The 12,714-nt window shown below is 66.0% G+C and carries 14 protein-coding genes; 5 read left to right on the plus strand and 9 right to left on the minus strand.

Translation table 11 applies throughout. The features are described 5' to 3' along the window. Window positions 1-54: 54 nt before the first annotated feature. Together ArtHe_RS11540 and ArtHe_RS11545 are read right to left on the minus strand one after the other, a co-directional pair. Window positions 55-1,167, minus strand: a complete 1,113-nt coding sequence (locus tag ArtHe_RS11540) for a hypothetical protein (protein ID WP_248316984.1) — start codon at window positions 1,165-1,167, stop codon at window positions 55-57. Between the two features lie 166 nt (window positions 1,168-1,333). Beyond that, window positions 1,334-1,651 carry a DUF4229 domain-containing protein gene (locus ArtHe_RS11545; protein ID WP_248316985.1) on the minus strand — a complete coding sequence of 106 codons (318 nt, stop codon included), beginning with the start codon at window positions 1,649-1,651 and terminating at the stop codon, window positions 1,334-1,336. 112 nt (window positions 1,652-1,763) lie between these two features. Between ArtHe_RS11545 and ArtHe_RS11550 the strand changes: the two genes are divergently transcribed. Then, a complete protein-coding gene (locus ArtHe_RS11550; RefSeq protein ID WP_066296403.1) occupies window positions 1,764-2,144 on the plus strand; it encodes a PLD nuclease N-terminal domain-containing protein in 381 nt (126 codons plus the stop codon). Window positions 2,145-2,528: 384 nt separating this feature from the next. On the opposite strand, the gene ccsB is transcribed toward ArtHe_RS11550, so the two are convergent. The 5 genes from ccsB to ArtHe_RS11575 form a co-directional block, all read right to left on the minus strand. After that, the gene (ccsB, locus tag ArtHe_RS11555; RefSeq protein ID WP_248316990.1) at window positions 2,529-3,572 is read right to left on the minus strand and encodes a c-type cytochrome biogenesis protein CcsB; all 1,044 of its coding nucleotides are present in this window, start codon (window positions 3,570-3,572) and stop codon (window positions 2,529-2,531) included. Next, window positions 3,572-5,194, minus strand: a complete 1,623-nt coding sequence (locus ArtHe_RS11560) for a cytochrome c biogenesis protein ResB (RefSeq protein ID WP_248319771.1) — start codon at window positions 5,192-5,194, stop codon at window positions 3,572-3,574. Before ArtHe_RS11560 ends, ccsB begins: the two co-directional genes overlap by 1 nt. 229 nt (window positions 5,195-5,423) lie before the next feature. After that, the gene (locus tag ArtHe_RS11565) at window positions 5,424-6,140 is read right to left on the minus strand and encodes a cytochrome c biogenesis protein CcdA (RefSeq protein WP_248319773.1); all 717 of its coding nucleotides are present in this window, start codon (window positions 6,138-6,140) and stop codon (window positions 5,424-5,426) included. A 92-nt stretch (window positions 6,141-6,232) separates the two neighbouring features. Continuing rightward, window positions 6,233-6,832: a TlpA disulfide reductase family protein gene (locus ArtHe_RS11570; RefSeq protein WP_248319774.1), complete on the minus strand. Its 600-nt coding sequence runs from the start codon at window positions 6,830-6,832 to the stop codon at window positions 6,233-6,235. A gap of 96 nt (window positions 6,833-6,928) precedes the next feature. Beyond that, entirely contained in the window at window positions 6,929-7,591 is a 663-nt protein-coding gene (locus tag ArtHe_RS11575; RefSeq protein ID WP_248316994.1) for a histidine phosphatase family protein, read from the minus strand. A gap of 145 nt (window positions 7,592-7,736) precedes the next feature. On the opposite strand from ArtHe_RS11575, the gene ArtHe_RS11580 reads away from it, so the two are divergent. The 3 genes from ArtHe_RS11580 (at window position 7,737) to ArtHe_RS11590 (ending at window position 10,542) form a co-directional block, all read left to right on the plus strand. Beyond that, window positions 7,737-8,276: a YceI family protein gene (locus ArtHe_RS11580; RefSeq protein ID WP_066296410.1), complete on the plus strand. Its 540-nt coding sequence runs from the start codon at window positions 7,737-7,739 to the stop codon at window positions 8,274-8,276. 224 nt (window positions 8,277-8,500) lie between these two features. Next, window positions 8,501-9,424 carry a hypothetical protein gene (locus ArtHe_RS11585; protein WP_248316998.1) on the plus strand — a complete coding sequence of 308 codons (924 nt, stop codon included), beginning with the start codon at window positions 8,501-8,503 and terminating at the stop codon, window positions 9,422-9,424. 152 nt (window positions 9,425-9,576) lie between these two features. After that, the gene (locus ArtHe_RS11590) at window positions 9,577-10,542 is read left to right on the plus strand and encodes a hypothetical protein (RefSeq protein WP_248317000.1); all 966 of its coding nucleotides are present in this window, start codon (window positions 9,577-9,579) and stop codon (window positions 10,540-10,542) included. Between the two features lie 61 nt (window positions 10,543-10,603). On the opposite strand, the gene ArtHe_RS11595 is transcribed toward ArtHe_RS11590, so the two are convergent. Together ArtHe_RS11595 and ArtHe_RS11600 are read right to left on the minus strand one after the other, a co-directional pair. Next, window positions 10,604-11,320, minus strand: coding sequence for a redox-sensing transcriptional repressor Rex (locus ArtHe_RS11595; protein ID WP_248317002.1), 717 nt, complete (start codon window positions 11,318-11,320; stop codon window positions 10,604-10,606). Window positions 11,321-11,455: 135 nt separating this feature from the next. Next, the gene (locus tag ArtHe_RS11600) at window positions 11,456-11,719 is read right to left on the minus strand and encodes a glutaredoxin family protein (RefSeq protein WP_248317003.1); all 264 of its coding nucleotides are present in this window, start codon (window positions 11,717-11,719) and stop codon (window positions 11,456-11,458) included. 67 nt (window positions 11,720-11,786) lie between these two features. On the opposite strand from ArtHe_RS11600, the gene ArtHe_RS11605 reads away from it, so the two are divergent. After that, on the plus strand, window positions 11,787-12,599 hold the full coding sequence (locus ArtHe_RS11605; protein ID WP_248317007.1) for an HAD-IB family hydrolase: 813 nt from the start codon (window positions 11,787-11,789) through the stop codon (window positions 12,597-12,599). Window positions 12,600-12,714: the final 115 nt, after the last annotated feature.

Below are 12,714 nucleotides of genomic sequence, written 5' to 3' on the forward strand. Positions count from 1 at the left end.
CAATCTCCAACCAGCAGCCAGCAGAATTCATCCCGACAGCCAGCGGGCCGGCATTTATGGCCGTTTCCGCGGGGTGTCGACCTCTCCGGTTTCCTGCCCCGCGGCCAACGCCCGGTACGCATTGGCCAGAGCGCACGCACGGGCCCCAGTTTCGGCGTCAGGCATTGAGAGGACATAACGCTGCCCAAAGCCGGCTTCCAGAACCAGCGCCGGACCGCTGCCCATAATGAAGCCGATGCTGCCGGCATTAAGCCGGTAGCCCCAGCCGCCGAAGTCCATGGCTTTGACATCCTGGACGGATGCGGCGCGTACTTCCTTGTGCGTCAGCGGCATGAGTTTCCAGAAACCGCCGGCCAGGGCGCGGATACCTTCCGGATCGATAACAACACGGCCCTGGCAGAACACCCACAGCAGAGCTGCGCTGGGCACGCCGAGCAGAGCCAGCGCCGGGTGGAGGAAAACGAGGCTCAGCGCCACGGCTGCGCCGGTCCCCAGACTGGTCAGCCACTTCCACCTGCCCATCGAGACGGTGATCTCCATGGTCTCTCCGTTGGCTGCCAGCCCGCGGGCAGCTGTGGAGACGGCTGAGCTTTGATCCGCGGCCGCGCCAGCCAGGGCGGCTGTTGCGGGGCTTTGGGACCGGTCCACATCGCCTGGCCGGTACAGCCGAAAACCGGCGGCAGCGGTCAGCACCGCCAGGGCTGCTGCGGCCCACAGCACGGGGGCAGAGACGGCAGCCTGGGAGGGATCGGCCAAACCGATCTGTCCTGCCACCACCGCGATGAAGAGCCCAGTCATCAGGACACCGAATCCGAGCCCGAAGCCAACTCCGAGCCTGCCGATGAGCTGGGAATGACCACGTGTGAGGACCCCCATCGGGGCAAGCAGGGCACCGCTTCCACCGCCCACAAAAACAGCCATCGCGGCATGGCCCGCGAGGGACATATACCCGTCCACTCCGTCCCGGCCCCAGTGGCTGGCCAGCGGATCCGGGAGTTCTCCGGCGACGCTGAGCATCCAGGCCGCGGCAAGCAGGCTAAGGCCCAAGGGGAGGGTGATCAGTCCGGTCAGCCACCGCCGGTTGTAGGCCTGTTCGGCCTCTGGTGTGCGCACGGTTTCTTCGGTGCGCTCTTCGGTGCGGCTGGCCGGGCTGCGGATGTCGCTCATGGGTGCGAGCCTACCGGAGGCCCGGGACCGGGGCTTGGACTAGGCCGGGGGACGGCGGGCCGCGGCGGGGCGACGGCAGTGCGGGGCGACGGCGGGAGGCCGCGGGCGGGCTTGAGGATGCCGGTACCCGGGCGCCAGGAAACTCCGGAGCCCCGGCCGTCCGGGTTTAGCTTTCGCGGCTTTCGCGGGGCTTACGGTCGGCGTCGATCGCTACGTCGGGGTTCGCGTCGAGCACGGAGTCTTCAGCTTCGGCGTCGTCCAGCTCTGCGCGGTTGCGCGTCGGCGGCGTCTTTTCACTGAACCGGCTCTGCACGCTGCGGGCAGCGGCGTCGCGCATGTCCCGGAAGAACAGATAGGTGACGCACCAGGCCAGGATTGCCGCAACGAGGGCGGAGAGCACTATTCCAAGCTGCAGGAACAACCCGGCAACGAAGAAGACGACCACCAGACCAAGGCGGAGAGCGGTAAATTTCCAGAAAGCCACGGCCCCATTCTACGGGCACTGCCCGGGTCCTGTTCCCAGGTAATTCACCGCTCTCCGAGGTTCCCGGAATTCGTCCGGCCCGGCCGCAGCTGTCTCCACTACAATTGGGGGCATGCCCCGCCTCGTACTCCTCGGCGTCATCGTCGTCGCAGCCTTGATCATCTACTCGCTCATCGACTGCATCATGTCCAAAGCCCACGAAGTGCGCAGCATCTCAAAGACCGCCTGGCTCTTCACGATCGTGCTCCTGCCGGTCATTGGTGCCATCCTGTGGTTCCTGTTTGGGCGCCCGACCCATGGTCCGGAACCGAAGCCGCGGGCAGTGCGGCACCCCACCGCTCCCGATGACGACCCCGAGTTCCTCCGGAACCTGGAAATCCGCCGCCGGCAGAAGGCCAAGGAAGAGGAACTCAAGCGCCGCGAACAGGAGCTGGCGGACCGTGAGAAGCGCGCCAGCCAGAAGAACGACGACGAGAAGCCCAGCAGCAACTAGCCAGCTCCTCGAAGCATAGACCAAGTGCCCCGTTCCGGATCCGTCCGGGCCGGGGCATTTTGCTGTTGGCATGGCACAGCGGGGTGAGGGTCTCGCGGCCGAGCTCCGGTGTGCAGATACGGCGGGATTCAGCACGGTGGCCGTCGCCGGGTGCGCAGATAAAGCAGCCTAGACCGCGGCTAAGTCAGTCGGTTAGTGCAACGCGCCCGGTCCGCGGCAGCCGGATCACGCACAGGCCCGCGCACCCCACCCCCACGCCCACCCCGCCGCACACACACCCACGGCGCCCGGCCCGCCGCACCCGCGCCGCCCGCACCCACACACCAAAAGGCCCCGCCCCGGAACGAGTCCGGGACGGGGCCTGTGGCCAACCTGGCTATCGGGCTAGACGCCGGAGTAGCTGTGCAGGCCGGAGAAGTAGACGTTCACGATCGTGAAGTTGAAGACCACGCAGAGGTAACCGACGATCGACAGCCAGGCAGCACGGGTGCCGGTCCAGCCGCGGGTGGCGCGGGCGTGGAGGTAGCCGGCATAGACAACCCAGATCACGAAGGTCCAGACTTCCTTGGTGTCCCAGCCCCAGTAGCGTCCCCAGGCCTGTTCGGCCCAGACGGAACCAGCCATCAGGGTGAACGTCCAGAGGACGAACGCGACGGCGTTGATGCGGTAGGAGAAGGTCTCCAGCGACTGGGCGGAGGGGACGATCTTGAGGAAGCCCAGGCGTTCCCTGCCGCCGGCACGGGCCTTGGCCTCGCGGTCGGCCTGCAGCAGCTGCAGAACCGACATGGCGAAGGTCAGGGTGAACAGCGCGGAGGCAATCACGGCGACGGACACGTGGATGATCAGCCAGTAGCTCTGCAGTGCGGGGATGAGGTGGCCGACCGGTGTGGGGAAGCCGATGGTGGCTGCCATCATCATGATCAGGACCAGGCCGACGACGAACGTTCCCAGGAACCGCAGGTCGCGGCGGAGCAGGACGAGCAGGAAGACGATGGAAACAACCATCGCGCCCGTGGTGCAGAACTCGTACATGTTGCCCCAGGGCACCCGGTGCGCGGCCAGGCCCCGGGAGACGACGGCGGCGATGTGGATGAGCGCGCCCAGTACCGTCAGGGCGACGGCGACGCGGGCGGCGTTGCGCCGTTCCCCCGTGTAGCCCATGGCGTCATCGGCGGTGAGGGCGGCACTGCTGTCGTCCCACTGGCGGTTGGAGCCTTCCGGCCCGGTGGGAGCACCCGCCGGAACCATCGCCTTTTTGGCGGGAACAGCGGCCTGCACGGTGCCGGCCTTCTGGTCGATGGCCCGGAGCGTTTTGCTGCTCTTGGCCAGGTCCCAGGTGAAGGCCAGGAACGCCACCGTGTAGGTGAACGCGGCCAGCAGCATAAAGAGGTCGCTGTATTCCGCGAGCTGGTAGTCGATGGATGGCATTAGTCGTCCTTACCTGTTTCTTCCGTGCGTCCGGCGCTGCCGGCCACTGATGCGTCGGCCAGGGTTTCCGGGCCGTCCTCCTGCGGAGCGGTCCCGCCCGCCATCCACTTCTTTTCCAGCAAGCCGCGCAATGCTTCGGCTTCGGTTTCCAGGCGGGCATCCTCACCGCGGGCCAGCAAACCGTACTCGACCATTATGCGGCCATCGTCGTTCGTTCCCGTACGCACCCACACCCGGCGGCGGGCCAGGAACAGCGATGCGCTGAGCCCGGTGAGGCTAAGCACGGCGAAAATGAGCACCGCGAACTTGGCCGGATCGTAGTGGACGTCCAGTGCCGCGTAGCGCAGGAGCCCGTCGAAGCTGATGGACCCCTTTCCATCCGGGAGGTCCTGGACCTGGTTCATAGCCAGCACGATGCCGCCGGAGTCCAGGTCCCGGTTGTTCAGCGGCGTCAGCTCATCGGTATCCAAGACAAAAACGTTGCCGGGGACACCCTCGTCCAGGCCCAGATCCCCGTAGTAGGAGTTCAGGTTCAGCTGCGGGTTCACCGGATCGGGGTCTCCGGAGAAGGACACACCATTACCGTCGACCAAGGCCGTGGGCAGGAAGAATCCGACAAAACCAAGCTGGTCCGGCTGCGCGTCAGGCGCCTTGATCACCATCAGCGAGGTGTAGACGCCGTCCGTGGGGACACCAACAACCGGTCCCTGGAAAGCGACATTGCCCTCGCCGTCGCGCACCGTAACCACCGGAGCGTAGCCGTTGCCGACCAGGAACACCCGGGTTCCGCCGATGGTCAGCGGTTCGTTGACCTTGATGGTCTCCGTCCGCGGTTCGTCGTTCGGATCCTCCTTGACCGTCACGGAGGCAGTAAAGTCCAGCGGCTGCACATTGCCGGTGCTGCTCTGCCGGTCAAAGGTGACGTCAAAGTCGTCCAGGGTGACGGAGTAGGGAGCCAGCTGCGACTCGGTGAAGTTGGTGCCGGGGCTGAAGGTGTCGTAGCCAACCAAGGTGTTCACGAAAGTGTCACCTTCAACGACAATGCGCTGTCCGTTGTATCCGAACAGCCCGCCGACGGCGATCGAGGCCAGCACACCGATCAGGGACACGTGGAACACGAGGTTTCCGGTTTCCTTCGCGAAACCGCGCTCCGCGGCGACGGAGGGGCGGTCGGTGTCCAGATCGCGGGCCTCCACCCGGTAGCCCCGCTTCCGGAGTACCTGCGCGGCATCGCCGGCTGCTTCGGCTGCCGTCAGACCGGTGCCGGCAGGTACCGCCAGCGTGCCGTATTCCGGGAGGCGGGAGAGCTTCTTCGGGGTCCGCGGCGGCTTGGAGCGCAGTGCTTTCCAGTGGACCCTGGCCCGGGGAATAACGCAGCCGATCAGGGAGATGAACAGCAGCAGGTAGATCGCGGAGAACCAGGCGGAGGAGTACACGTCGAACAGCTGGAAGCGGTCCAGCCACGGACCACTGCCGGGGTTGTCCTCGAGGTACTGTGTGACGGCGCCCGGGTTGGCCGGCCGCTGCGGAAACAGCGAGCCGGGGACCGCGGCAACCGCGAGCAGCAGGAGCAGGAACAGGGCGGTGCGCATGCTGGTGAGCTGGGTCCAGGCCCAGCGCAGCGTGCCGGTAAGCCCTAGGGCAGGGAGCGCGACGTCGTCGCGCTTGCCGCTGCGTTTTTTCTTGCCGCCGGGCGCCTGTGCCTCCGCGGCGGCAGGCGTATCCGCGGCAGGGGTATCCGCGGGCGGGGTCTGCGTGGTTTCGCTGTCCGGTTCAGGTTTCAACTGGTTCTCATTGTTCTCTGGGGACGGGTTCCGGGGATCCGGCGGGCTGGGAGCATCGTTGTCTTCATCAAATCGGCAGGGTCACACTATCCACCCAGCCTTGGAGTTCGTTGATCCAGAGTGTCCACACACCGGTGGCCATCAGCAGGCCCAGGACGATCAGCATGCCGCCGCCGAAGCGCTGCATACCAACCCGGTGCCGGCGGAAGAAGGAGAGGGCGCCCATACCTCGGCGGAATCCCAGTGCGATGAACAGGAATGGCAGGCCAAGTCCCAGGCAGTAGACAAAGGTGAGCAGAGCTCCCTTGGCCGCAGAGGCATCGTCTCCGGAGAAGGAGAGCAGCTGCACCGCCGAAAGCGTTGGGCCCATGCAGGGCGCCCAGCCAAGTCCGAAGGTGATGCCCAGCAGCGGCGCCCCCCACAGCCCGGCGGGCGGCTTGGCTTCGATTTTGCGGTCCCGCTGGAACCAGGACAGCCCGCCCATGAAGATTACGCCCATCAGGATGATGAGCACCCCCAGCAGCTGCGGGATCCAGGACTGCTCCGCCCCGCGGAGCCACGCTCCAAGCTGTCCGATCCCTGCGCCGATGGCGACGAAAACCACGGAGAAGCCCAGGACAAACAACCCGATTCCCGTGAGCATCCGGCCACGGCGCTGGTTCTCCAGATCCACCCCGGACAGACCCGTGACGTATCCCAGATAGCCGGGCACCAGCGGGAGGATGCATGGTGAGAGGAAGGACACCAATCCGGCCAGGGCAGCAACGGGAATGGCCAGCAGCATCGATCCGTTCAGGATCGTTTCCGCGAAGACATTGGCCGCAGGCAGGGCTGCAGCGGGCAGAGCTGCGGACAGGAGGACGGGCGGCACGGCTGCTACGCGGCCAACGCGTCGCTGATCAGGGCCTTGAGCGTGCCCTTTTCGGCGAGGCCCAGGATTCTTGCCGCGACCCGGCCCTCGCGGTCCAGGACAAGTGTGGTCGGAACTGCCTGCGGCGGCACGAAACGGGTCATGGCCAGCAGCACCTCCCCGTTCCGGTCCTCGAAGCTGGGGTACGGGATGGCGAAGTTCCGCTCGAATGCTTCAGCTGTCCGGGCTTCGTCCCGGACGTTCACGCCGTAGAAGCGGGCTCCGTCCGCCGCGAAGGTTTCGTGGAGCTCCACCAGGTCCGGTGCTTCCTTGCGGCACGGAGCGCAGGCGGCATACCAGAAATTGAGCACGACGACGTCGCCGGCCCAGTCTGCGGCGCTGACTTTCGTCCCGTCAAAGAGAGTGCCGGTCAGCTGCACGGGCTCACCCCGGTCAGAGGCGGCGTATTCCGTGACCGAGCCGTCGCCGGCAATGTAGTTTTTGTTGTCGCCGGCTTTCGCCTGCTCAGCCAGCGGATCTTCCACCGTGCATCCTGCCAACGCAGCGGCCAGCGGCACGCCGAGGGCCAGCCCGGCACCAATCCGCAGGAAGGACCTGCGGTGCATGGCTCCAGCCTGGTTTTCGCTCTCAGATTTCTTCAAGGACTTCCAGCTTTCATCGCGGCAGGGGGGTGGCCACTTCTACAACGCGTAGTAATTGTATTATGCGCCAGGAATGTTCGCGGCGCCGGGCAGCAGGTCAGCGGAGGGCTCGGCATACCGGACGCCGGTAAGGGTTCCGCCGTCGAAATCCAGGGTGGTGACTGAGGTCAGCGTGCATTCCCGGTTGCGGGGGTCGTGCCAGAGGCGGCGCCCCTCGGCGGCCAGGCGGGTGACCCAGATCGGCAGCTGATGGCTGACCAGCACCGCTTCGGCACCGTCGCCGCCCAGCTCCAGGGCGCGGATCCGCGCGTCCTCCACGGCGGCCATCACCCGTTCCACCTGCGCGGCATACGGCTCGCCCCACGAAGGCTTCATCGGATTCCGCAGGAGCGGCCAGTATTTTGGATTCCGGAGCCGGCCTTTGACGCCGGAGAGGCCTTCGAAGCGGTTCTCAGCTTCCAGGATCCGTTCATCGGTGGAGATCTCCAGCCCGAGTGCCGACGCGATGGGCGCAGCCGTTTCCTGGGCACGGGTCAGGGGCGAGGCGACCAGGTGCACCAGCTTTGCGCCGCCGCTGCGTTGCTCCTGAAAATAGGACGCTACGCGGCGCGCCATCTCCTGGCCCAGGGCTGAAAGGTGGAATTCGGGCAGGCGGCCATACAGAACACCGTCCGGGTTGAAGACTTCGCCGTGGCGGACGAGGTGGATCGAGGCTCGGGACATGACTTCAAGTCTCGCAGAGACACCTGTGAAGATTAAATCTTCACAATCACTTGAACCTTTGAGCAATGTGTGTCAAGCTTGATGCAAATGCATCTACTGGTAGCGTTGCAACCGCAGCACTGCCGACTATCACAGGAGTAAAAACATGATCCCCACCGGTCTTAACGCAGGCACCTGGAACCTCGACTCTTCCCACAGCGAGGTCGGCTTCACCGTCCGCCACGCCGGCATCAGCAAGGTCCGCGGCAGCTTTGACAAGGTCACCGCCGTCCTGGAGGTCGGCCAGAGCCTGAGCGATTCGAAGCTCAGCGCCGTGATCGACGCTGCGTCCTTCAACTCCAACGACGCCAACCGCGACGCCCACATCAAGAGCGCTGACTTCTTCGACGTTGAGCAGTTCCCGGAACTGTCCTTCACCGCCACGGGTGTTGAAGGTTCGGGCGAAAACTACAAGGTCACGGGCGATCTCACCATCAAGGGCATCACCCACCAGGTCACCCTGGACGTTGAGTTCAACGGCGTTGCTGTTGACCCCTTCGGCGCCACCCGCGCCGGTTTCGCCGGGACCACCTCCATCAGCCGCAAGGAGTTCGGCCTGACCTGGAACGCAGCCCTCGAAACCGGCGGCGTACTGGTCGGCGACAAGGTCACCATCAACCTGGACGTAGCCTTCGTCGCTGCGTAAGCATTCCGCTTCCCACCCGCGAAAGGCCCGGAACGCCCTACGGCGTACCGGGCCTTTCGCATACCCGGTTCACCCGCGCGGGGTCCGGGAGCAGGTGTTCCAGGTCTCCCGTGCGGTGTGGAGGGCTAGACTGGAGCTGACTTCGCAGACGGGGGATCTGCCCACTGACCGGCACTGACCAGGCACCATCCTCCGGCAGACCATCCACACGGCAGGCGGCTGACATGAGCACTCCCAACACCCCCGAACCCCATGACCCCCAACGCACTGAAGGAACGCCCGCCGGCAGTCCTGGTTCCCAGGGTGTCAACGGCAGCGATCAGGGCCAGGGCAGCGGACCGGCTCCGCAGCGCCCCGAGCCGCGCTACGGACAGTACAGCCAGCCCGAACAGCCTCAGGTCCCTCCGCATGCCGGCCAGCCGGACCAGCCGGGGACACCAGCGCAGCCGGACCAGCAGGGCAGCTACGGACAGGGCCCAGCGGGCCAGCAGCCCGGCGCCTACGGCCAGAATCAGTACGGGCAGGGCCAGTACGGCCAGAACCAGTACGGGCAAGGCCAGCAGCCCGGCACATATAGCCAGGGCCAGTATGGGCAAGGGCAGTATGGCCAGACGCCGTACGGATACCAGGCCGCGCAGCCCTCGGGTTATGCCTACCCCGGCGGGCCGGCCAGCCAAGCCGGGCCTAAGGGGCCGGCCCCGCGTGAGGTGATGATCGGTTTCTGGCTCATCCTGGCCGCCGGCGTCCTGGCCTTCATCAACAACCTGATTACGTCGTTCAACCTTCCGGACCTGCTCACCCCCTCCCAGATCCAGGATCTTCGGCAGACAAACATCGATGTCCAGGATGTCAGTGGATTCCTGATTACCTTCTCGGTCGTCATCGCCCTGATTGGTTTGGGGCTGTACGTCCTGATCGCGCTGTTTGTCCGAAAGGGCCACAACTGGGCACGCATTGTCGGGACCGTCTTTGCTGCCTTCTCCATCTTCGGCCTGCTGGTTTCCCTCCCGGCCTACTTCATGTCGGCACTGGGGATCCTGTCCCTGCTGTCCACTTTGGTCGGAATCGCGGGCATCGTGATGCTCTACCTCAAGCCCAGCAATGCCTTTTTCCAGCGGCACCAGTACAACCCGTACCGCCCGTACTAAAGCAGGTTGCAACAATCTAGCCGAAGGCAGTGCGGGTTCACCGCCGAAGTGGTCACAGCAGGGAGCCGGGGACGTAGCGTTTAATGCTCCACGGGGGCCTGCGGGTTCTTCGTGGAGCACCACTTTCCGGTCTCCTGAAGGCGGCGACGACTATGACGACTCCCCCTGCAGCACCCGATTCTCCCGGCGCTGTCCCGAGTACCCAGGGAACGGGTTCCGCGCATCAGCGCAGCGCGGTCCGGCGAAACCGGCACAGCGCCGAAGCTTCAGCGGAACTGGACGCGCCGGACCACGCAGCACCCAATGCATCCCAGGGCCGCCAGTGGCGGCCCTGGCCAAGCATCGCGCTCAGGCAGGCAATCCACGGCAGATCCGCGTCCAGGCGGCGCGCCACCGCAGCCCACCGGTCCCGTGAGCTGGAGCTCGAGGTATCCGGGACGGCAGCTCAGTCCGCCGCCGGTTCCGGCGCTGACTTCACCGGGCCCGGCGCTGGGTCCACCGGGTCCACCCGGTCCGGCGCAGAGTCCGGCGCACCTGCTGCTGATCCGGGCCTGGACCTGACCACCGCCCGGCGGCCGCGGCGCCAGGCGGCGGAAGCCCAGCCAGCGGCTAAGCTGCCGCCCCGTCCGGAGCATCCGCCCGCTCCCGCGCCCGAACCTCCCCGGCGGCTCCCGGACCGCCGTCCGCGGCTCCGGGCCCCCTTTGCTGTCAACGTTGCTGCCGTCCTCATAGCAGCAGCCGGTGCCCTGCTCCTGGTTGTGGGATTCCGGGCCGCCCTGGACCCCGGCAGGCCCTTCCCTGACGTAGCCCTGCAGCTCCAGCAGCTCAAGGTCCCGCCTGAATCTGTGCTTGCCGTGGTGCGGGTCGCCGATGCCGCCGTCGCGGTCGTGACGTTTGGTCTCTACATTTTCCTGGCCACCCTCGTCCGCGAGGGCAGGAACTGGGCGAGGGTGTGCTGCTGCCTGCTGATCACGGCATCCCTCTTCTTTGGGATCAGGGACAACCTGTCACAGCATGTCGGCGCGGCCCTGCTTGCGGGTACCGGCCTGGCGCTTACTTTCCTGCCGCGCGCAGCTCGTTATTTCGCTCAGCGCCGGTCCGGTCCGCTGCAGCGGTAGGCAGCGGCAGCCTGCCGTGAGGATGCGGTGGTTCAGGGGTCAGGATTGAGCGGTACAGAGGTCAGCGGAGCAGTCGCGCCTGGGCGTCCGTAGCCAGGGCGGAAACCTGGGCCCGCTGTGCGTGGTAGGCCAGGATCTGCAGCTCCGTTGCCATGTCGACTTTTCGGATCTGCACTTCCGCGGGAGCCTGCAGGACCACGGGGGCGAAGCTCAGGATGCTCGTGATCCCGGCATCCACCAGCCGGTCGCACATCCCCTGAGCTGCTTCCGCAGGCACAGCCAGCACGGCCATGTTGGCCCGGGTTTTTTCCAGGATGCTTTCCATCGCCTCGACCGGACTGATCCTGAGCCAGCCGACCTCCTGGCCGACTGCCATCTGGTCCGCGTCGAACAGGGCCACCACTTCAAAGCCGCGGGAACCGAATCCGGGATATCCGGCAAGTGCACGGCCCAGGTGTCCGGCCCCCACAATTGCCACGCGCCAGTCCAGTGTCAGGCCCAGGGCCGCGGAAATCTGCCCGCTCAGGTAGGGAACGTCGTAGCCTACGCCGCGGGTGCCGTAGGAGCCGAGATACGAAAGGTCTTTCCGCAGTTTGGGGGAATTGACCCCGGCGGCCTCGGCCAGTTCCTCGGAGGAGACCCGTTCGATCCCTTCCGTCATCATGGTGCCCAGCACCCTGAGGTAGACGGTCAGCCGGGCAAGGGAAGCAGGTGGGATGTGCCGCCCGTGGCCAGATGCCGCCGGGCTGACCAGGTCTCGTTCATCCGGGATACTCACTTCTGCAACTCCGTCATGTCCTCAGCACCGGGTCGGTCCCTGCGGACCGCCGGCCCGGTAATTTCCCACTCTAGGACCGCTGCTGCTGCCTGACCAAGTGGGTTTTGCCATCCGTGTCCCCCATGCGGCTGCGTATTACGCGGCCAGCAGGCGCCGGAGCCGCGCCTCATCGATCTGCCAGAAATCACGCTGGACCCCGTCAATCATCAGCACCGGGATCTCCTCCGCGAAGCGGTCCAAAAGATCCGGGTCCTGCTCGATTGACCTTTCCTGCCAAGGAATCCCGAGGTCCTTCGAGACCCGGTCAACGATCTGCCTGGCATCTTCGCAGAGGTGGCAGCCGGGGCGGGTGAGCAGGAGGAGGTCGGGAACCGAGGGGCGGGAGCCGGGATCATTCATGACATCAAAGATAGTCCCCTGCGCGGCACGTCGGCGCGGGCCTTGTGTTTTTCAGTAGACTCAATGCATGCCCCGATCCCGTGCCATCCGAGCCGCTGATTCACCGGCCGCGGCAGGTACCCCGGGAGAAGCAGCGTTTTTCGACGTCGACAACACACTGATGCGCGGCGCCAGCCTGTTCCATGTGGCGCGGAAAATGTACCAGCGCAGGGTCTTCACCCTCCGTGAAGCGGCGGGCTTCGCCGCTAAGCAGCTGCGGTTTATGCTCCAGGGCGAGAACCTGAAAGACGTCCACAGCGTGCGCGATGCCGCGCTGGCCTTCGCGACCGGGCTCGCCGCCGAGGACGTCCGGACGCTGGGCGAAGAAGTCTACGACGAGATGATCGTTTCCAAGATCTGGCCTGGGACCAGGGCGCTGACCGAGCAGCATATGAAGGCCGGGCGCCCGGTCTGGCTGGTGACCGGAACTCCCGTGGAGGTGGCGTCGGTGATCGCGAGCCGGCTGTCCCTGACCGGGGCCCTGGGCACGGTCAGCGAAGTAACCGATGGCCTCTACACCGGGCGCCTGGTTGGCGAGTTCCTGCACGGCCCGGCCAAGGCCGAGGGCGTCCGGGTCCTGGCCAAGCAGGAGGGGCTGGACCTCTCCCGCTGCTGGGCCTACAGCGACTCCTTCAACGACGTTCCGCTGCTGACCCTCGTTGGCCACCCCGTAGCCATCAATCCCGATGCCCGCCTGCGCCGGCACGCCCGGGAACACAACTGGCCGGTCTACGATTTCCGGTCGGGCCGCCGGGCCGCAACGTTCGGGCTCAAGACCGCATCCGTGGCCGGGGCTGCCTACGGACTGTGGCGGGGGTTCTCCTGGGTCCGCTCACGCTGACACCCTGCGCACAGCACCCGGGGCACCAGGATGAAGGTACAGCGCTGAAGCAACGGCGTTAAAAAGCTGAAGCCCGCCTAATCCTTATCGGACGGCGGGCTTCTGCGGCACGAAG

This window comes from Arthrobacter sp. Helios (assembly GCF_023167125.1).
GTDB lineage: Bacteria > Actinomycetota > Actinomycetes > Actinomycetales > Micrococcaceae > Arthrobacter_B > Arthrobacter_B luteolus.

Excerpts from the sequence above, each read along its gene's own strand:
- ArtHe_RS11580 (WP_066296410.1), top strand. The coding sequence starts at position 7,737 with ATGATCCCCACCGGTCTTAACGCAGGCACCTGGAACCTCGACTCTTCC.
- ArtHe_RS11570 (WP_248319774.1), bottom strand. The coding sequence starts at position 6,832 with ATGCACCGCAGGTCCTTCCTGCGGATTGGTGCCGGGCTGGCCCTCGGC.
- ArtHe_RS11565 (WP_248319773.1), bottom strand. The coding sequence starts at position 6,140 with ATGCTGCTGGCCATTCCCGTTGCTGCCCTGGCCGGATTGGTGTCCTTC.
- ArtHe_RS11550 (WP_066296403.1), top strand. The coding sequence starts at position 1,764 with ATGCCCCGCCTCGTACTCCTCGGCGTCATCGTCGTCGCAGCCTTGATC.
- ArtHe_RS11540 (WP_248316984.1), bottom strand. The coding sequence starts at position 1,167 with ATGAGCGACATCCGCAGCCCGGCCAGCCGCACCGAAGAGCGCACCGAA.
- ArtHe_RS11575 (WP_248316994.1), bottom strand. The coding sequence starts at position 7,591 with ATGTCCCGAGCCTCGATCCACCTCGTCCGCCACGGCGAAGTCTTCAAC.
- ArtHe_RS11590 (WP_248317000.1), top strand. The coding sequence starts at position 9,577 with ATGACGACTCCCCCTGCAGCACCCGATTCTCCCGGCGCTGTCCCGAGT.
- ccsB (WP_248316990.1), bottom strand. The coding sequence starts at position 3,572 with ATGCCATCCATCGACTACCAGCTCGCGGAATACAGCGACCTCTTTATG.
- ArtHe_RS11605 (WP_248317007.1), top strand. The coding sequence starts at position 11,787 with ATGCCCCGATCCCGTGCCATCCGAGCCGCTGATTCACCGGCCGCGGCA.
- ArtHe_RS11585 (WP_248316998.1), top strand. The coding sequence starts at position 8,501 with ATGAGCACTCCCAACACCCCCGAACCCCATGACCCCCAACGCACTGAA.
- ArtHe_RS11600 (WP_248317003.1), bottom strand. The coding sequence starts at position 11,719 with ATGAATGATCCCGGCTCCCGCCCCTCGGTTCCCGACCTCCTCCTGCTC.